The organism is Solitalea lacus, from assembly GCF_022014595.1.
GTDB lineage: Bacteria > Bacteroidota > Bacteroidia > Sphingobacteriales > Sphingobacteriaceae > Solitalea > Solitalea lacus.
In genome coordinates this window covers 3,676,554-3,694,559 of sequence record NZ_CP091740.1, presented here as the reverse complement: position 1 = coordinate 3,694,559, position 18,006 = coordinate 3,676,554, and the positions used below count along the sequence as shown (strand labels likewise).

Sequence of the window (18,006 nt, the reverse complement as noted above, 5' to 3'; positions counted from 1 at the left end):
TAATCAAGGTGCTGTTATTATATTATATGAGTGTTTGAATAAGGCTTTATTTAAGTTAAAAAGCCAAAAACTTATCAAGCTGATCGTTTGCAAATTTTAAAGTTGTAGCTTCTACAATATTCCCTTGAGCGTCTAATACAGAGTTGATTTTAGGAATGTGAATTCGGGTAGGAAGGACAGTTAAACCAATGTAGTTGCAAATACCCGTGAAATGTTCAACTCCTCTAATATTGCCATAGGTGCCATCAGCAATACCGACCAATGCTGTTTTTTTACCTGAGAAACTTTCAGGGAACTTACAGCCGTCAATAAAAACTTTTAATACTCCAGGGAAACTTCCGTTATACTCTGGTATTACAAAAATGAACTTATCGGTGGCAGTTACCTGATTTTGCAGCTGTTGAAATTGCTCACTTCTACGGCCGTACAAATCCGATTTTATCATGGTGTCGGGCATGTCACATAAAGAAAGCAAATTGGCTTCCACACCTCTTTGAGCTAATAAATATTGATAAAATTTAGCAACAAGTAAGGTTTTGCTATCATGGCGATTTGTGCCAGCTACTATTGAAATCATATGGTTAAAAAAAATCGGATGTTAATCCTTTAGTTTATATAAGTTATTACCAATAAAATTTAAGTGCCTATTATTTTTTGTATAAAGTTGTATCTTTAGGCGCTTTGAAAAGTTGGCGGCAAAGCTAATAAAACCCACTTGAATTTTATTCAAAAATGGGTTTGAAAGTAGATTTGACAGGTTTGATTGTAAATCGGTTAAATGAAAAACTTTCAGCAAATGTGAGCTAACCTAGCTAAATAAGTTCTATTAAGCACATATTAACAGTTAAACATACCAGCTAATGAGTAAGATTATTGCGCTTGCCAATCAAAAAGGTGGAGTAGGTAAAACCACATCGGCTATTAACCTTGCTGCCAGTCTAGGAGTGCTTGATTACAAAACCTTGTTGGTCGATGGAGATCCGCAGGCTAACAGTACGTCAGGTACAGGATATGATCCTCGCAGTATTAAATCCAGCGTTTATGAGTGCATCATTAACGATCTTGATCCTAAAGAGGCAATTATTAAAACTACAACGCCTAACCTTGATCTTTTGCCAGCACACATCGACTTAGTTGGTGCTGAGATTGAAATGATTAATTTGCCTGAGCGTGAGTATAAAATGAAAAAAGTATTGGACTCTGTTCGTGACCAATACGATTTTATCATTATTGACTGCTCGCCTTCACTAGGTTTAATTACAATTAACGCTTTGGTGGCAGCTGATTCAGTGGTTGTTCCGGTTCAGTGTGAGTATTTCGCATTGGAAGGGTTGGGTAAATTACTTAATACCATCAAAATCGTTCAGTCGCGTTTAAATACGAATCTTCAAATTGAAGGTATTTTGTTAACCATGTATGATGTGCGTTTGCGTTTATCAAATCAGGTTGTTGAAGAGGTAAAAACACACTTCCAGGATTTAGTTTTTGATACCATTATTGCACGTAATACTAAGCTAAGTGAAGCGCCAAGCTTTGGAGTATCTGCCATTATGCATGATGCATCAAGCAAAGGTGCGGTTAACTACCTTAACCTGGCCCGTGAAGTTCTGCGCAAAAACGGCATAACAGTAGGAAGTGATTCTGTTGCTGAGTCCGTTTAATAAGAAATAGGAAAGATATATTTTAAGATAATACTAACCCCGGTCGGTAAGGCTGGGGTTATGCAGTATAAAAAGCATCTCCCCAAGAAAGATCAGGAGAATAGAAGTAAAGATTAAAAACTGTTTTAGAATTTAAAACCTAATTAAATGAGTGCCATTAAAAAAAGTGCTTTAGGAAAGGGATTGGGCGCCTTGTTGGCGGAAAATGACACTACTGAAATTCATGAGAATTTGCATAATCCGCAGGCTGCGGCAGTAGCTAAGCCTGTTGTTAATGCTGCAGGTTCCGTTTCCTTCATTTCTGTTGAAAAAATTGATACCAATCCGTTTCAACCGCGTACCGATTTTGATGAATTGGCTTTGGGTGAATTGGCAGAGTCCATCAAATTGCAAGGAATCATTCAGCCGCTTACGTTGCGTAAGTTAAATGATAATCAGTATCAGTTAATTTCAGGTGAGCGTCGTTTGCGTGCTTCAAAAATTGCAGGATTAAGTGAGGTTCCGGCTTATATCCGTACGGCCAATGATCAGGAAATGCTGGAAATGGGCTTAATCGAAAACATTCAGCGTGAAGACCTGAATGCGATTGAGATTGCCATCAGCTTTCAACGTATGGTTGATGAGGTGGGTTTAAAGCAGGAACAATTAGGCGAAAGGGTTAGTAAAAACCGTTCTACAGTTACTAACTATCTTCGATTGTTAAAATTACCTCCGGTAGTGCAGGCCGGCATTCGTGACGGTCGTATTTCAATGGGGCATGCACGTGCAATCATCAATGTTGGGGATATTGACAAACAATTATGGATTTATCGTCAGATCATAGAAAAGGACCTTTCCGTACGTAAAGTAGAAGAATTGGTTCGTGAACTGAGTAAAAAATCTGAGCCTGTTGAACGTAAGGAACCGGTTGCCATGTCTATCCATTTGAAAAAAGTACAGGATGATCTTTCCTCTCGTTTTGGAACCAGGATAGCGTTAAAGGTGGATGACAATGGGAAAGGTAAAATTGAAATTCCTGTTCTTTCTAATACTGACCTTAACAGAATTCTTGATTTATTAAGTTAAGTGATATTGAGTCAATTAAACTTAAATAATTATTATCAAAAGGCTTGCTGCTTAATGGCAGCATTGCTGGTTTTTATTGGTACTGCTTCGGCATCCGATATTGTTAAAAGCAACAATTTTGCAGAAACAATTATATTGACGGATACGGTAAAAAAAACAGATATTAAATCTGATACTGCCAAGATAGAGCCTGTAGTTAAAAAGAAAAAGGTTAGAACTCCAAAGGATCCGAATACAGCTTTGTTCAGAGCTGCAGTTGTGCCGGGTTTAGGGCAAATTTATAATAAACGCTATTGGAAGCTACCATTAGTTTACGGTGGTTTTGTAGCCTTGGGCTATGCCATTAACTTCAATCAGGATTATTATAACGAATTTTTGAATGAATATATCGCCCGTACTGATAACGACCCTAATACGATTGGTAATCCGGACTATTCTGGTGCCAGTGACGAACAGATTGTCAGTGTGAAAAATTTTTACAAGCGTAACCGAGATATTTGCATTATTGGTACAGTTGCGTTGTATGCGGCTCAAATCATCGATGCATATGTAGATGCTGAACTTTCAAACTTTGATGTTAGCGATGATTTATCATTAAAAATCAGTCCTACAATTAATCAAAGTTTAGCTTTTAATAATAAGCTTACATTTACGCCGGGTATAAGCTTTCGGTTTACTTTGAAAAAATAATTAGAGTTGTTGCCAATCGGTGTACTCATCAATAAAAATCTGTCTAAATTGTTTTTAACATGAAAATTGCATTGCTAGGTTATGGAAAAATGGGCAAAGAGATTGAACAAATTGCTTTGCAGCGTGGCCACGAAATAGTTTTAAAAATTAACGATACCAATCTTGAAGAGTTGACCGTTAATAATCTTAAACAAGCTGATGTGGCTATCGAGTTCAGTACGCCCTCAACAGTAATTGGTAATATTGATTTATGTTTTCAGGCTGGAACGCCTATTGTAGTTGGCACAACCGGCTGGTATGATGAATTGGATGAAATTGCAAGTCGCTGCATATCGGAAGAAAAAAGCTTGTTTTACGCCACCAACTATAGCATTGGTGTAAATATTACCTTTCATATCAATAAAGTTTTGGCCAAGGTGATGAACGGTTTTACTGATTATGATGTTCAAATGGAGGAAATTCATCATACTCAAAAACTGGATCATCCTAGTGGAACTGCTATTACCCTAGCTGAAGGAATCATAGGTAACCTTGATCGTAAGACCAAGTTTGAGGGGTGGCTGAATAATGGAATAGAACAAAAACCCAATGTATCAACTGATACCTTACTAATTGAGGCATTACGTGAGGATGCAGTTCCCGGAACACATACAGTAACTTATATTTCGGAGATTGACCGGATCGACTTACGCCATGAAGCTTTTAACCGTAAAGGTTTTGCATTAGGAGCTGTTGTGGCAGCTGAGTGGTTAAAGGAGAGGAAAGGTGTGTTCACTATGAAAGATCTGTTGTCTTTCTAAAAAAGCTTTTGCAGAAAAATTTTTAAACTATATTTGGTTGCTTAGCCAATAACCATGAATCTGAAATTTTGGAAAAAGGACGGTACTACTGCTACCGCTGAAAAAACGAAAAAGAAATCCGCCACCCGCGAATGGTCTGATGCTATTATTTTTGCCGTGGTTGCCGCTACCATTATTCGTACGTTTTTTATTGAAGCTTATACCATTCCAACGCCTTCAATGGAAAAATCGTTATTAGTGGGTGATTTTCTTTTTGTAAGTAAAATGAATTACGGTCCGCGTACTCCAATGACTCCACTAGCATTTCCATTTGCCCATCATTCAATTTTAGGAATGAAAGCTTATTCAGAAGCTGTACAGTGGGATTATCATCGTCTTCCTGGTTTTCAGGATATTAAAAACGGTGATGTGGTAGTGTTCAACTACCCGGTAGATGTTGACCCTTCGTCTGGTTTACCTCGCCCGGTAGATAAACGTGAGAATTATATCAAGCGCTGTATTGCTATTCCTGGTGATACAATAAGTGTAGTTAAAGGTGAAGCTTATATAAATGGTAAATTAACGCCTATTCAAGTAAAGGGACAAACAGACTATACTGTTGAAACGGATGGTACTGATTTGAATAGAAAGACCTTAATGGAAATGGGTGTGGCTGGAGATAAAATAGCCAACAATGCATACGACTTAACAATGACTCCTGAAAATGCTGACAAAGTTAAACAGTTTGCAAGTGTTAGAAATGTTCAGAAATTTATTTATCCTGATACAATCACAGATCCTCAAATTTATCCTCAAAATCCTGCCTATAAGTGGAATGTTGACAAATTCGGTCCGTTATGGGTACCTAAAAAGGGGGCTACACTTAAGCTTACGAAGGAAAATATTGCACTTTATCGCCCATGCATAGCTTTTTATGAGAAAAATGAGTTGAAAGAGCAACCTGACGGATTTTATATCAACGGTAAAAAATCAGATAGTTATACTTTCAAAATGAATTATTATTTCATGATGGGAGATAACCGCCATAACTCGCTGGACTCACGTTTTTGGGGTTTTGTGCCGGAAGATCATATTGTGGGTAAGGCCTTATTTATTTGGATGAGCTGGGATTCTGAAGGTAGTTTCTTTAGCAAAATTCGTTGGAGTAGATTATTTAAGAGTATTCATTAAAATATGAATCAAGAATAAAGGAAGAGGCCTGAGATTAAATATTCTCAGGCCTCTTTTAGTTGGCTTTTTGATTACTTCTTGTTCAGTCGTTCGGTTGCCTTTTCAAGGGCAATACGACGAGCCTCTTCTCCGCTTTCAGCAGTTGCCCGTGATATGTTTGCTCCAGGGTCAGCATTGGCTATCAGACAATGGTATTCATCCCCAATTTTATAGGAGGTGATGTTTAACAAAATGCCTTTGACCTCAAGCATTTCGGTTTTATAATCTTCAGCCCTTAGATTCATAACGCCATCGTTTTTTCAACAGGAGCCCCTACCAGATTTCCCCATTCAGTCCAGGAGCCATCATAATTGCTTACTGCTGGAAATCCTAACAGATATTTCAATACAAACCAAGTATGGCTAGAGCGTTCTCCTATACGGCAATAGGCTATCACTCGTTTATCTGGTGTAATACCGTTATCCATATATAATTTTTCCAGATCTTCTGCCGATTTAAAGGTACCGTCTTCATTACATGCTTGCGCCCATGGAATGTTTTTGGCTCCTGGTATGTGACCTCCACGCTGACAAGTTTCCATTAAACCCGGAGGTGAAAGAATTTTGCCTGTAAATTCATCATTTGAACGAACATCGACCATTACACAGTCTCTTGATTGCATTGCGTCTTGTGCTTGACGAAGGTAGGTGCGTAACGATTCATCACGGTCATGCGCACGATATGTTACCGGCTTATGTGGAGTAGCAGCTTTAGTTAACTCGCGTCCTTCAGCCAGCCATTTTTTTCTGCCTCCATTCATGATTCGGACATCACGATGGCCATACATTTTCATCTCCCAAAATGCCCAGGCGGCAAACCAGTTGTTGTTGTCGCCGTACATAACCACGGTGGAGTCATTGTTAATGCCGCTTTGACCCATCAGTTTTTCCAGGTTATCTTTGCTAATAACATCCCGTTGTAATGTATCGCAAAGTTGCGTTTGCCAATTCCAGGCGATTGCTCCCGGAATATGACCTTCATCAAAAGCAGATGTATCCACATCTACTTCTACTAAAACTACACTGCGATCGAATTTATGCTGATCTACCCACTCGGTAGAAACCAGCACTTCAGGGTGTGCATAATTTGTCATGGCAGGGAATTTTTAAGGTTTGGGATACGTTAAGTGTATCTAATTTACGGTTTTTTAAAACCTTTATAATGAAGAATTCTACTGTGAAAATAATAAAGAATTCTAGGTAAAATTTCTTATTTATTTAGGGAAAATGTACATTTGAATACATAGATAAACCTTGATATGTCAGCTAAAAGAAAATCTGTTTATAAACTTCCAGATGATATTAATCCTTCTTCAATTGTAGAAGATGCATTAATGCCTTATCAATCATTGCTGGGTAATCCTCATGCACAATTAAGGGTAATAAGGGAGGGATTGCCAGCAAAGGCTTTATCGGATATAATTTCTTTATCGGGGGCATCTCAAATTGATATTGCTCATATGCTGCGCATGTCCGAGAAAACATTACGTTCTTATATAAAAGATAGTAAAGTTCTCGATATGGGAGTTACTGAGCATTTAATTCAGTTATTTGAGCTTTTTGATAAAGGGATTGAAGCAATTGGAAATCTTGATGAATTTAAGAAATGGCTCAATAGCATGAGTGTCGGTTTGGCAGCAAAGCCCATCACATTGTTAGATACTTTAACAGGTATTGAGTTAATAAAAGAGGAACTTATTCGTATTGAGTTTGGTGCACTTGCATAACTACTAATGCTGGTTTATAGAATTAGCCTTACAAAATACGCTAACGTACTTGCTGTATCAGGGAGGGCGGCCCGATGGAATTCCAATGGTGTTTTTATGATTTATTCGGCAGCAAGTGTGGCTTTGGCCTGCTTAGAGAATGTAGTTCACCGAAATGGTGTCGATTTATCGGCAGGAGATTTTTCACTGGTTAGTATTGAAGTGCCAGAAACTGAAGTGGCGGAAGTAGCCCTTGCCGAACTTGAGAATCTACATACCGAGTGGTATAAGGTTGATAATAATGCCTATTTGCAAACGCAGCAAATGGGTGATAAATGGACGGAAAAAAAGGAAACTTTGTTAATGAAAGTTCCCTCTTCAATTAGTCCTTATGAGTACAATTATCTAATCAATCCGCATCATTCTGATTTTTCAAAAGTTCGAATCGTATCGCAACAAAAGTTTGTTTTTGATAGTAGGATAAAAGGACTTTAAACATGAAAGCACCTGGTTAATTAATCAACAGGTGCTTTCGTTTTTATTTGATTTCAATTTGACGGATATTCTCCCTGCCGTAAAATACGGGAAAATACATCAGTTCTGCTTTAGCCGGATTTAAATTGTATCTGCCTGAAAAGCGGGGAACCAAATTAATGTAAAAGCTGTGCTTGCCTTTCTTTAGCTTGGTACAGAATATTGACGTTTTATTTTTAAGATACTCCCGATGAATTTCAGTGCCCCAAAATGATTGTGTTTTCTCTCCGTATGAGCAACCCGAAGGAATAGGTACTTCTATCATCACATAATCTGCATCGGCTTTTACCTCTACATTAATCATCAATTGCGTAAGCACTCCGGCTTTAAGGTTTTTTTGTGTAACGCCATTTAGTTCGAAATAGGTATCTACAGTAAAGTCTTTAGAAACCTTCTCTGGTTTTTTGTTCCAAAACTGCTGATAAGCAGTAATATATGCTGGTAAAGAACCTGTTTTCTGGACAGTAATGCTTGCTTGTGCAGGAAGCTTTATTTCGTAAGGGAATTTTTCAATAGTTTCAGCTTTTGATCCACCAATTATTAAGCGGGTGGGCTTGAATTCTGCCCTATCTTGTAGTAAATCAGGTAAAATGGTTTCTAAAATTAAGCTTGATTCATACGTGTTTCGCCATTGCCCACTTTTTCGTTGTTCAAAAAAGTAGTTTCTTATTTTTGATAATAGGGTATTATTGGCTCCGCTGGCCCGTAAAATTTTGTAAGCAACAATGGTTTGCTGAATACTGTTATCAAAGAAACGGTAGCAATCTTCTCCCCAATATAAATTACCAAACAAAGTTTTTTGAGCTGCTTTTGAAAGGCTGTCGGTGTTTACCTTAAGGCCATGTTCTTGTTTAAGTAATAATAAATTAAGCAGTGTATAGCCATTCGGCTTATATTTTAAGTTTAAGATGGAGTGTTCGGCCTGAGTAATGAGCTTTATATAATCAGGCGAAGCTTTTAGTTTTTTCAGTGTATGAATGGCTCTTATTTGCTCCTCTGCAGGTTTGTCTTCAAAATGGTATAATAATTTGTCAATAATAGGTTGAGCGTTCAAGGTTATTTTATATCCGCTGTTCATGGCCTCTATTAATGCCTCTGTTACATGTTGCGAAATCCACAGGCTACTTTTGGTGCCAGGCCACCAGCCCCAATCTCCTTCAACTCCACGATTGTCCTGCAATTTTTTTATCAATTCTTTAATGTTCTCTTCTCTGTTGAAAGGTTGTTTTAACCAGTAGCGGATTTTCTTTTCGGTCAGCAATGCTTTCAACTTCGAAGCTAATTGTTCGTTACACTGATATTCATAGTTCCGAATAGTTTCTATCTCATTCAATAAAACCGGCAAGGCCGATGCTTCGGCCCTAAAAGTTATAGGGTTGCCGGTTGCCCGTAATTGCATTGTAACTGTGGTATCTCCTTCCAATGCATGAAAAACTCCTTCTGTTTCAATAACACCCTGTTTGTAAACCGGAATAAAACGTTCCTCGCCATCAGAATAACCATTGGGTAGTTTTAATGAATAAGTCGCTTTAATTGAATCCATAGCTATTGCAGTTATAGCGATAGTATCAACAGTAGCATTTTTTACTTTTAGGTCACCCTCTTTTAGTTGTTTGTCATTTATCGAAACGGTACGTAAAACTGTACTTTCACTACCCGTGTAATTGCTGATTTTTCCTAAAATATTCAAGCTATCGCCTTCAACTGCAAAGCGAGGTACTGCTAATGTAGCCGTTAATGATTTAAATGATTTAAACTCATGTTGTACAATTCCTGTAAGTTTATCTCCGCCAACGCCAATTACAGTCGCTTTCCATTTAGAAATGTCATCAGGCATTGTTACTTTAAAACTTACTTTCCCGCTTTGGTTGGTAGTTAGCTTTGGTTGCCAAAATGCAACATCCGAAAAGTTTTTACGCAATCCCAAGGAGCCATTTTGAGCAACCTCAGATGATGTTGGTTGCTTGTTTTGCTTAGTAGTGATAATAACAACTCCATTTGCAGCCATTGCACCATAAATTGCCGTTGCTTCTGCCCCTTTTAATATTTTTACATCTTGAATATCATCTGCAGGATAGTCACCTTCAACAGGAACACCATCTACAATAACTAAGGGTTTGTCATTTCCTTTAAGACTGCTGTTGCCTCTTATTATTATCCCTTCAGCCTTACCTTGTAAAACGGTGCCTACAGAACCTACCATAGATGCTTTCTTTTGTGTTCCATATCCGACTACCACTACTTCCTGTAAGGCTTGGGAGCTTTCATTCATTATGATAGTTAAATAACTGCCATTTTGTACTGGTTTTTCTATTGTTTCAAATCCTATAAAGCTTAAAACGAGTGTTGCTTTTTGAGGAGTTTTAATTGAAAATTTACCGTTAACATCTGACATGGTTTTTATTCCGGTTCCTTTTACCTGTACAGTAACTCCTGGAAGGGGTATATTTTGTTTATCCAAAATAACACCGTAAACAGTGTTTTTTAAAAGAGATTCATCAAGGTATTTTTCATTAAATGCCTGTTTAATTTTGGTAAGGTCATCATCGGAGGTATAATGAGCATAACCGTTTTTGGCAGCAATGATTTTAGCAATTTTATTGCTAACACTATCTTTTTTATTAGGGTTGACAGTACCTGTATAAAAGTGAGTAACTCCGTTTGGACGTACTTTTATATGTTCTTTTAGTAAGTACTCATCTCCTTTGAATAAGAGTAGTATCCTATACTCACCGGCAGGAATTTTTCCAATATTTAATGTATTGCCCGGATAAATGAGCATAAAATCGGGATCATCATGTTTATAGATAATTATGTTTTTTACAAACGGAGTTTTGCCAGTTGAGAAAGTTCCTAAGCCGATTTGCAAACGAGCTTTTGATTGGTCATTTAAAAAATAAGGGTTGCTAAATAGTTGTGTGGTGTGAGCCCTTAAATCAAGGTATTGTTGCCAAATACGCTCAATTTCTGATTCTTCAAACGCCTTTTCAGTAAAGTTGGGCTCTAATCTTGTTGACGATAATGATTTATCAAAAGGGAACTTTCCCTCTATTGATTTCATCTTTATTAAATCAGGCTGAAAAGTATAGGTATAAGAAGGTTCAAAAGTGAAATTGCGTTTAAAACCATTAAATAGGTTAAACTGAGCCCACTCATGTAAAATTGGCCCAGCCAGGGTGTTGCCCTGTTTGGCAAATGTTGGATTTAGAAAGTAGCTGTGCTCAGCGGTAATTAAAAGCGCCGGACGGTCTCCAAAATTATTAGTTACCTGAACATAATAATTGCTTAGAAAATTTTGTTCATAAGCAGTAAGTGTATCAGGTGTTTTTACGATTTTGTAAGGAAGATTTGCCGAAGTATCCGCGCTGATACCCAAAATAGTTTTTCTTCCCTTTACTGCCAAAACAGAATCGACTGTAATTAAATCTTCGGTAGTACGAAGTCGTATCTTATGATATCCGGGTTTCACTACAAAGCTGTAGTATTGCAAATGAGAGGCCTTGCTAAAATACACCGGCATTTCATCAATATAGAGAATATGAGTTGGTATTACCGCTCCATTTTTAACAACAAAAGGCGCCAGTTGAGCGGTTGTATCTGGTAGCAACTCATTGTTTTTATAGATTGACTGAGTATGAAGAAACCGGTAATATTCGTTTGTATCGAGCTTTAATTCTAAAGCCCATCTTTTCCAGTTTAAGTCAAGGTTGCCGTTATGATTAAAAGCATCAATTTCGGGCTTAGCGTAATCCGGTGGAGTAAATTTTAGTCTTTTTCCAAAGGAGGGAACGAACGGCGTATTTGTGCTTTTAAATTTAGAAGTAAAGGCAAAAGCGGTAAGGTCGGCATTTTGAACAGGTTGTCCTGACGGATTACTGGCGGTTAGTTCAACATTAAATCGCTGTCCGGGATAAACCAAGCGAGGTGCTTTAATTTGAATATCGAGCGCTTTATTGTTTAGCGAAATATCTTGCGTAAGTTTTTTAAGTTCACCAGCCCATAAGTATTGAACAACGATATGAGTTGCATGTGAACTGTGAAGTTTACGAATAAGCTGCAGTTTTTTGTCACTTCCCGATGCTATTACTTTATTGCCATCAGTTACCGAATACCAAAAATTAAGTTGATGAGGGTTATCTACATCAATAAAAAGTGAATCAGGGGTACGGTAGGCATTTATCGATGGGCTTTTGTCCAAGTCATCCAATTGGAGTGTTTCGGTAAGTGAATCAAGTCGTATTTCATAATAACGAACAAGCTGTTGAATGGGCAGTTTAATTGGCAGCTGTTGAGTGTAGGTTTGCAGTGAATCATTATTAACTGTAAAACTTGTAGCTTTAGCTTGCCCCGAAACAGGCTTTCCTGCCTTTAGCCAGTTAATGATTAAACTGTCATTATGAAATTCAGCTTTAAGCTTGTTTGTGTTTTGTTCAACATTGAATTGGAGGTGTTGTGTTAAGCGCTGGTTGTCACTGTTTAAAAAAGTCACAATCGCCCTATAGTTGACATTCGCTTCAGGAAATTTATCAGCTGGGAACTCGATACGTGTTTCTCCAACAGGATCGAGGTTCTGATTATGAATGAGGATGCTATCGGGCACAAACACATTCTTGTTTATAAAACTAGATACATAGCTGGTTAAAATGGTAATGTTGACCTTACCATCAGGTATGGCCATGTCGTTTTCGTCAAACGCTTTGCAATGCACAACAATAGGTTCACCTTTTTGAAAGGTTTTTTCAACTCTGGCGGTAAACTGAACATCTTTTAATTCATAATCTTCAAACAAGAAATTGCCTTTTATTAAGGTGTTTTTGTTTACGTCGATTTCCTGTTCACCCTCATTTGGGTCATTCTTCTTTTTTGTGTTTTTTGAGGGTTTTCGTTGAAAGTAGATCGTTTGAGTTTCATCAAGATCAAGGTCTAGACTATCCGTGAGTACAAAACTGTATTCGAATGCTCCTTTCCGGTATGATTTTACAAGACCTAATTGTTTTAAGTCATCAGTATGATAACTCGTTCCAATATTTAAAACCAGTTCATCATCTTCAATCGCGTTACCTTTAGTGTCGGTTATGTAGGCTTTTAATTTTACAGTGTCATTTGGCCTGTATTGAGGTTTACTGAACACAACAAAACCTGCATGTTTGCTAAGTAGCGCTTGTGAACGTTTATTGCCATTTTGGCCTTTAAAAGTCCTCTTTATTGGGTTCCACACATGTTTTTTAATCGGTAAACTAATGTAATCGCTGAAAAACGAAGAATTTGCTGAACCGTAATTATAATTAAAGTGGCGAGGATTATAATCGTCATCAATAGTGAAGTAATTATCAATGCCGCTAGACGTAACTCTAAGCAGGCCTTTCATTAACTTTAGCTTACGATGCCAGGTTTGAGTATTTTTATCAAATGGAATTGATTTTTTATTGAGATAAACTTTTGCCTCAGGATCAATGATTTGGGAATTACATTTAGCAATAATCAGCTCAAACTTTTTTCCTGAACTGAATAAATAGGGGTTTATTCCGGCAATCTGCTCGATGCGGTAATTTAGCTGACTGTTTTGAGCCTTAACAAAAGCGTAAGTACCAGGTTTTAATGTTTTGTTATAGGAACTTAAAGTTAAAAATGAATCAACCGGCTTCGTAATGTAACTTTCATTGAAGCTGTTAAGTCCATTTTTGTGAAGCAGCCTAAGTTGGTCATTGTTCAGGAGATAAATGTAGGTATAACGACTATGTTTGATGCTTTCAGAAAGCTTTTTTTGGGCTGAAACCTGAATGGATAGGAGTATGAGTGTAATACAACAAAAAATATAACGCATAACAATTTTTAAGTTGATAATAAAGCGGTGGAGGTAAATGTAATTGTAGATGTAGGTATAGAACCGGAGCTGTATTAATGAATTAAGACCACTCCGGCTTGAAAATATTAATGTCCTTTAGCGCGTTTCAATGCCAGACCGTCTAGGACCCGTCTTATGTCGTTTATTTTTCCGATCTCTTCAAATAATGCATTTTCATCGTTATTGGCAATTAGTTCACGGAAATCGTTAAGATTTTTAATGTACTCATCCACTGATTTCAACAATGATTTTTTGTTTTGTAAAAAGATAGGAGTCCACATTTCTGGTGAGCTTTTGGCCAGGCGAGCTGTAGAAGCAAAGCCAGAACCGGCCAATTCGAAAATATTTGTCTCGTCTTTTTCGATTTCCAAAACCGTTTTGCCCAAAACATAGGAGATCACATGTGAAAGGTGAGAAACATATGCGATATGTCTGTCATGCTCATCTGCGTCCATGTGGATTACATGCATACCTATAGCTTCATGAATAATTTTTATTAACAGAACAGCTTTTGGATCAGACTTTTCTTGTTCACAAATTATTGTGGTCTTTTTATCGAATAAGCCATCAATTGCTGCTTCCGGACCGGAGTTCTCAGTACCAGCAATTGGATGATTGGCAACATAATTCTTTCTTTTGGGATGATTTTGAATTAATTTACAAATTTCAGATTTAGTAGATCCTACGTCCATCACGACGGTCTTTTCTGAAATATTGTCTAATACTTGTGGTAATACTTTTAAAGTAGCATTTACAGGTACCGAAACAATAACAATGTCTGCCTCTTTAACGGCTTCTTCCAATGGTTTATAGTCATCAATAATGCCCAACTCTTTTGCCTTTTGGCAATGAATTAAGCTTTTATCAGATCCGATAATGGTTTTGGCAATTCCTTTTGTACGTAAGTCTTTCGCTAATGAACCTCCTATAAGGCCCAGTCCAACAACAGTTAAATTCATTTATTATTAGTTGAACTGTAAAACTAATGATTTTAATAAAAAAGGAATGATATTATCTACTTAATTGGTGGATTTTGCTTTCTTCGCTTTAAGTTTCTTATTTGCTTTTACTTTTTGTAGATATTTCTGAATGTATTTGAGGTCAATGCCAATTATGTCAGGTTCCTTGGGGGCAAAGTCCTTACCTGGTGTATTTACGGCTCTGTTTATTAAATCGGAGTTTAGATTGTATGATTTAGCTAAAATTTCATCAGGCTCGTTTTTCTTTTTTACTTCAGAATAAACCGTTTCAGAAGCAACTGTGGTGATTAAAAATGCTGTTTTGAAAGCTTCATAGCTTTTAAATGTGCTGACATTCACCTCGTTCAGTTCAATAATTTTAGGTTGAAGCCTGATCGTTGTATTGCTTGAGTCTTGAATCTTAAAAATGAATCTTTCGTAACCGAGAAAGATTACTTCAATGCTGTCTCCTGGTTTTCCTTTAATTGAAAATTGTCCATTTAATGAACTGTGAGTACCAATCCCTTTATTTCTGTTGATGATGCTGACATTGGAAAGAGGTTGGGTAGTCTTTGCGTCAATGATTTTTCCACTTAAAATGTAATGGGTTTCTTGTTGTTGTGCGAAACAAGTCGCTGTCACACAGGTGAACAAAAGATAAAAGATGTTTTTCATACGTTGAACTATCGAGGTATTAGTTATGATAGAAACGGTATGATAATAGTAAAAGTATAAGTGGGATCACGTGCAGTTGAAATGAAAAAGGTTCGAATAATTCGAACCTTTTTCTCATTTATAATTCTTCAGGAAATTCAACACCTAGTTTGGATGACAAGCATTTGAGATCTTCAACAACCACTGAGATTAAAGGAATCCCATTTTGGTTTCTTTCTACTTCCGCGGCAGCTTCCGGCTCACCGGGAATAATCACTGAATCATAACCCGGTGCAGTTTGGGCAGATTTAAAGCGCTGAATCCAATTATCCATATGCTCTTTAAATTCATTGGCAGGGCGGAAACCATCAACGCGCATGGCTCCAAGAAAATGCCCTAAACCTTGGCCCGGCTGATTTTCTAATGGATCTAAGAATGCAACAAACGGTGGTACCCACGGGCCGTAAGATGCTCCGGAAAGTACTGCTGATAAAATGTCAACTATCGAACTTAAGCAAAAACCTTTGTGGCTACCATGGTCTCGATCACTACCTAATGGCAATAGTGAACCGCCTTTTTTCAGTCCGTTTGCGTCAGTTGTTGGATAGCCCTGTACATCCTGGATCCATCCTGTAGGAACTTCAACATCTTTGCGTTGAGCAATCTCTAGCTTTCCGTTTGCAGCTGCAGATGTTGCCATATCCATAATTACCGGTGGAAAGTTACCCGCAGGAAAAGCGTAGCAAATAGGATTGGTTCCCAACATTCTTTCAGTAGAAAATGTTGGAGCAACCAATGGAGATGCATTAGTCATTGACATGCCAATCATGTCTTTCTCAAGAGCCATGATTGCATGGTAAGCCGCAATACCAAAGTGATTGGAGTTTTTAACTGAAATCCATCCAGAGCCGGCATTTTCAGCTTTTGCAATGGCAACTTCCATTGCTTTTGGGGCCACAACCAAACCTAAACCCGCATCGCCGTCAATAGTAGCTGTGCTTGGTGTTTCATGTACAATGCGAATAGTTGGAGTAGGATTGATGCGTCCTTTTTGCCATAAGCGAACATAGCCACTTAAACGGGCTACTCCGTGTGAATCAATGCCGCGCAAATCAGCTTTTATCAAAACATCGGCAGCTAATTCAGCATCATTAATGGGAACTCCCATTTTCAGGAAAACTTCAACAGTAAATTGTCTTAATTTCTCAACGTTAAAAGTGCTGTAACTTACTTCGTTGGCCATTCTTTAAGTTATATGTCGTAATTAAAAAGTTTTAGTAATTGATCTATTTAACAACTTTATTCAAAAACAGTAAATTGAAAGTCTAATGGATCAAAATTTTCCATGAGCATTTCAATGAACCCGTTTCCTTGCTTCAAATAGTAAGGCATAAAGTTATCTACGCGCTCTTGTAACGAGCCGTTGGGGAAAAGTTTATCCTTAACTTTAACAATCTGTCCGGTTTGTTGTTCAAATTTTTTCTTTTCAGCCTTGGCAAGTTTGCTTTCCAGGCCTTTTAAAGAATTGAAAAATTTGGCTTTTTCAGCTTCCACGCTGCCTGCTAAAGTAGGATCAATATTTTGCGCTTTCAAGGATAGTTGAACAAATGCTTTCTCAAACTTTTGTATTTCCGAATCCAGGTTTAACTCGTTTACACTTTGCTGTTTAACAAATATGTCGATGAGTTTATTAGTTTCAGTAAAGAGGTTTTTTGCTTCTAAGCCTAACTGTATTAAACGCTTTTTTGAGGTTTCATCAACAATAAGTGCAGAATTGCGTAATACCAACATTGGGAAATTTATTTTATAAAAATCAAATGTTGATTTAAATTCCATCCAGTAACCGACTTCGGCGCCTCCTCCGATGTAAGCCAAATTAGGGAGTACGGATTCCTCGTATAAAGCTCGCATTATCACATTTGGACTAAATTTTTCAGGATGGTTCTCAATTTCCTTTTCTAATTCTTCTTTTGAAAAGCTTATATCAGTATTTAAAACTGTGTAACGGTTATTCTCAAATACAATTCGTTCACGAAGCTCATCCTCCAAATAAAAGAAATTGATTTCCCTTGGCTTTACCTGAATATGCGCTCCTGTTTGTTCGAATGCAATAATAGTCTCGTTTACTAGTTGGTGACTATGTTGTTCAGAGATATCACGTTTAATAATTGGAATAAACTGCTTTTTGAGTGATGCCTCATCTGCGTCAATAATAACCAATCCATACTGGCCAAACAATTCATTTACTAGGTAGCGTGTTGCATCTGCCAAATTGTTATGCTTTAGGTAAGCATTTTCAATCAGATTATTTAACTCCATCGCATTTTCAGATTGCCCTAAAACTGATTTTAATTCATCAATTAGAGGATTTAGCGTTTGAGTAGATAACCGGCCAGTTGCTCCTTTTGCATCTAGTTCCCAACTGAATTTTCTGCCAAATAGGTTAAAATGATTAATCTCCTCAAAATCGTGGTCTTCTGTTGCCATCCAATAAACCGGAACAATTTTATACGCTGGGTAGGCTTGTTCAATTTCTCGGGCAAGCTTAATGGTAGTTACAATTTTGTAAATAAAGTATAACGGACCGGTTGCCAGGCAAAGTTGGTGGCCAGTAGTTACGGTAAAGGTTTTACTGCTGCCTAGGCTGTCAATGGCCTTTGTCCATGGACCGTTACCAATTGATTGATATTGCTTGTGCAATACATCAACCAATACGCTACGGTCAATTTTTTCAACTGATTTATCAGCAATTATTTGCTTAAATGAATCAATGGATGGCTGGTATTTATAAAAGTCGGAGAGATTGTTGCAGTTGGAAAGGTAATCAGTAAGGGTTTTTGAAAAGAAACCTGTATGAAGGTAGTTGATATGGCTTGCTTGCATT

Annotated in this window: 15 protein-coding genes; 7 read left to right on the top strand and 8 right to left on the bottom strand. The window is 37.5% G+C overall.

Translation table 11 applies throughout. The features are described from left to right. Positions 1-55: 55 nt before the first annotated feature. The gene (locus tag L2B55_RS15870; protein ID WP_237847159.1) at positions 56-577 is read right to left on the bottom strand and encodes an NADPH-dependent FMN reductase; all 522 of its coding nucleotides are present in this window, start codon (positions 575-577) and stop codon (positions 56-58) included. 283 nt (positions 578-860) lie between these two features. Here L2B55_RS15870 and L2B55_RS15865 point away from each other — a divergent pair, with 283 nt between their 5' ends. From L2B55_RS15865 to lepB, 5 genes are all read left to right on the top strand, one after another. Next, the gene (locus L2B55_RS15865) at positions 861-1,661 is read left to right on the top strand and encodes a ParA family protein (protein WP_237847157.1); all 801 of its coding nucleotides are present in this window, start codon (positions 861-863) and stop codon (positions 1,659-1,661) included. A 147-nt stretch (positions 1,662-1,808) separates the two neighbouring features. Further along, the gene (locus tag L2B55_RS15860) at positions 1,809-2,726 is read left to right on the top strand and encodes a ParB/RepB/Spo0J family partition protein (protein WP_237847156.1); all 918 of its coding nucleotides are present in this window, start codon (positions 1,809-1,811) and stop codon (positions 2,724-2,726) included. A gap of 54 nt (positions 2,727-2,780) precedes the next feature. Next, a complete protein-coding gene (locus L2B55_RS15855) occupies positions 2,781-3,416 on the top strand; it encodes a DUF5683 domain-containing protein (protein ID WP_237847155.1) in 636 nt (211 codons plus the stop codon). 59 nt (positions 3,417-3,475) lie between these two features. After that, complete coding sequence (dapB, locus tag L2B55_RS15850; RefSeq protein WP_237847154.1) at positions 3,476-4,216, top strand: 4-hydroxy-tetrahydrodipicolinate reductase; 741 nt, start codon at positions 3,476-3,478, stop codon at positions 4,214-4,216. A 54-nt stretch (positions 4,217-4,270) separates the two neighbouring features. Beyond that, positions 4,271-5,386, top strand: coding sequence for a signal peptidase I (lepB, locus tag L2B55_RS15845; protein WP_237847153.1), 1,116 nt, complete (start codon positions 4,271-4,273; stop codon positions 5,384-5,386). A 71-nt stretch (positions 5,387-5,457) separates the two neighbouring features. Here the strand turns inward: lepB and L2B55_RS15840 are convergent, their stop codons facing one another. Both L2B55_RS15840 and L2B55_RS15835 read right to left on the bottom strand, forming a co-directional pair. After that, on the bottom strand, positions 5,458-5,670 hold the full coding sequence (locus L2B55_RS15840) for a hypothetical protein (protein WP_237847152.1): 213 nt from the start codon (positions 5,668-5,670) through the stop codon (positions 5,458-5,460). Next, positions 5,667-6,518, bottom strand: a complete 852-nt coding sequence (locus tag L2B55_RS15835; RefSeq protein WP_237847151.1) for a sulfurtransferase — start codon at positions 6,516-6,518, stop codon at positions 5,667-5,669. The genes L2B55_RS15840 and L2B55_RS15835 overlap by 4 nt, the downstream gene beginning before the upstream one ends. Before the next feature lie 165 nt (positions 6,519-6,683). On the opposite strand from L2B55_RS15835, the gene parS reads away from it, so the two are divergent. Together parS and L2B55_RS15825 are read left to right on the top strand one after the other, a co-directional pair. Then, the gene (gene parS / locus L2B55_RS15830; protein WP_237847150.1) at positions 6,684-7,151 is read left to right on the top strand and encodes a type II RES/Xre toxin-antitoxin system antitoxin; all 468 of its coding nucleotides are present in this window, start codon (positions 6,684-6,686) and stop codon (positions 7,149-7,151) included. Positions 7,152-7,157: 6 nt separating this feature from the next. Continuing rightward, the gene (locus L2B55_RS15825; RefSeq protein WP_237847149.1) at positions 7,158-7,625 is read left to right on the top strand and encodes an RES family NAD+ phosphorylase; all 468 of its coding nucleotides are present in this window, start codon (positions 7,158-7,160) and stop codon (positions 7,623-7,625) included. A 43-nt stretch (positions 7,626-7,668) separates the two neighbouring features. Here L2B55_RS15825 and L2B55_RS15820 read toward each other — a convergent pair whose 3' ends face one another. The 5 genes from L2B55_RS15820 to bshC all read right to left on the bottom strand — a co-directional run bounded on the left by L2B55_RS15820 (position 7,669) and on the right by bshC (position 18,005). Next, complete coding sequence (locus L2B55_RS15820) at positions 7,669-13,488, bottom strand: carboxypeptidase-like regulatory domain-containing protein (RefSeq protein ID WP_237847148.1); 5,820 nt, start codon at positions 13,486-13,488, stop codon at positions 7,669-7,671. 107 nt (positions 13,489-13,595) lie between these two features. Continuing rightward, complete coding sequence (locus tag L2B55_RS15815; RefSeq protein ID WP_237847146.1) at positions 13,596-14,468, bottom strand: prephenate dehydrogenase; 873 nt, start codon at positions 14,466-14,468, stop codon at positions 13,596-13,598. A 60-nt stretch (positions 14,469-14,528) separates the two neighbouring features. Then, a complete protein-coding gene (locus L2B55_RS15810; RefSeq protein ID WP_237847145.1) occupies positions 14,529-15,143 on the bottom strand; it encodes a carboxypeptidase-like regulatory domain-containing protein in 615 nt (204 codons plus the stop codon). Positions 15,144-15,261: 118 nt separating this feature from the next. Further along, positions 15,262-16,365 carry an Ldh family oxidoreductase gene (locus tag L2B55_RS15805; RefSeq protein WP_237847144.1) on the bottom strand — a complete coding sequence of 368 codons (1,104 nt, stop codon included), beginning with the start codon at positions 16,363-16,365 and terminating at the stop codon, positions 15,262-15,264. Between the two features lie 56 nt (positions 16,366-16,421). After that, positions 16,422-18,005: a bacillithiol biosynthesis cysteine-adding enzyme BshC gene (gene bshC / locus L2B55_RS15800; protein WP_237847143.1), complete on the bottom strand. Its 1,584-nt coding sequence runs from the start codon at positions 18,003-18,005 to the stop codon at positions 16,422-16,424. Position 18,006 lies beyond the last annotated feature (1 nt).

Bases quoted from the DNA above. Each gene is read 5' to 3' on its own strand.
- L2B55_RS15870 (WP_237847159.1), bottom strand. From the start codon at position 577: ATGATTTCAATAGTAGCTGGCACAAATCGCCATGATAGCAAAACCTTA.
- L2B55_RS15865 (WP_237847157.1), top strand. From the start codon at position 861: ATGAGTAAGATTATTGCGCTTGCCAATCAAAAAGGTGGAGTAGGTAAA.
- L2B55_RS15860 (WP_237847156.1), top strand. From the start codon at position 1,809: ATGAGTGCCATTAAAAAAAGTGCTTTAGGAAAGGGATTGGGCGCCTTG.
- L2B55_RS15855 (WP_237847155.1), top strand. From the start codon at position 2,781: ATGGCAGCATTGCTGGTTTTTATTGGTACTGCTTCGGCATCCGATATT.
- dapB (WP_237847154.1), top strand. From the start codon at position 3,476: ATGAAAATTGCATTGCTAGGTTATGGAAAAATGGGCAAAGAGATTGAA.
- lepB (WP_237847153.1), top strand. From the start codon at position 4,271: ATGAATCTGAAATTTTGGAAAAAGGACGGTACTACTGCTACCGCTGAA.
- L2B55_RS15840 (WP_237847152.1), bottom strand. From the start codon at position 5,670: ATGAATCTAAGGGCTGAAGATTATAAAACCGAAATGCTTGAGGTCAAA.
- L2B55_RS15835 (WP_237847151.1), bottom strand. From the start codon at position 6,518: ATGACAAATTATGCACACCCTGAAGTGCTGGTTTCTACCGAGTGGGTA.
- parS (WP_237847150.1), top strand. From the start codon at position 6,684: ATGTCAGCTAAAAGAAAATCTGTTTATAAACTTCCAGATGATATTAAT.
- L2B55_RS15825 (WP_237847149.1), top strand. From the start codon at position 7,158: ATGCTGGTTTATAGAATTAGCCTTACAAAATACGCTAACGTACTTGCT.
- L2B55_RS15820 (WP_237847148.1), bottom strand. From the start codon at position 13,488: ATGCGTTATATTTTTTGTTGTATTACACTCATACTCCTATCCATTCAG.
- L2B55_RS15815 (WP_237847146.1), bottom strand. From the start codon at position 14,468: ATGAATTTAACTGTTGTTGGACTGGGCCTTATAGGAGGTTCATTAGCG.
- L2B55_RS15810 (WP_237847145.1), bottom strand. From the start codon at position 15,143: ATGAAAAACATCTTTTATCTTTTGTTCACCTGTGTGACAGCGACTTGT.
- L2B55_RS15805 (WP_237847144.1), bottom strand. From the start codon at position 16,365: ATGGCCAACGAAGTAAGTTACAGCACTTTTAACGTTGAGAAATTAAGA.
- bshC (WP_237847143.1), bottom strand. From the start codon at position 18,005: ATGCAAGCAAGCCATATCAACTACCTTCATACAGGTTTCTTTTCAAAA.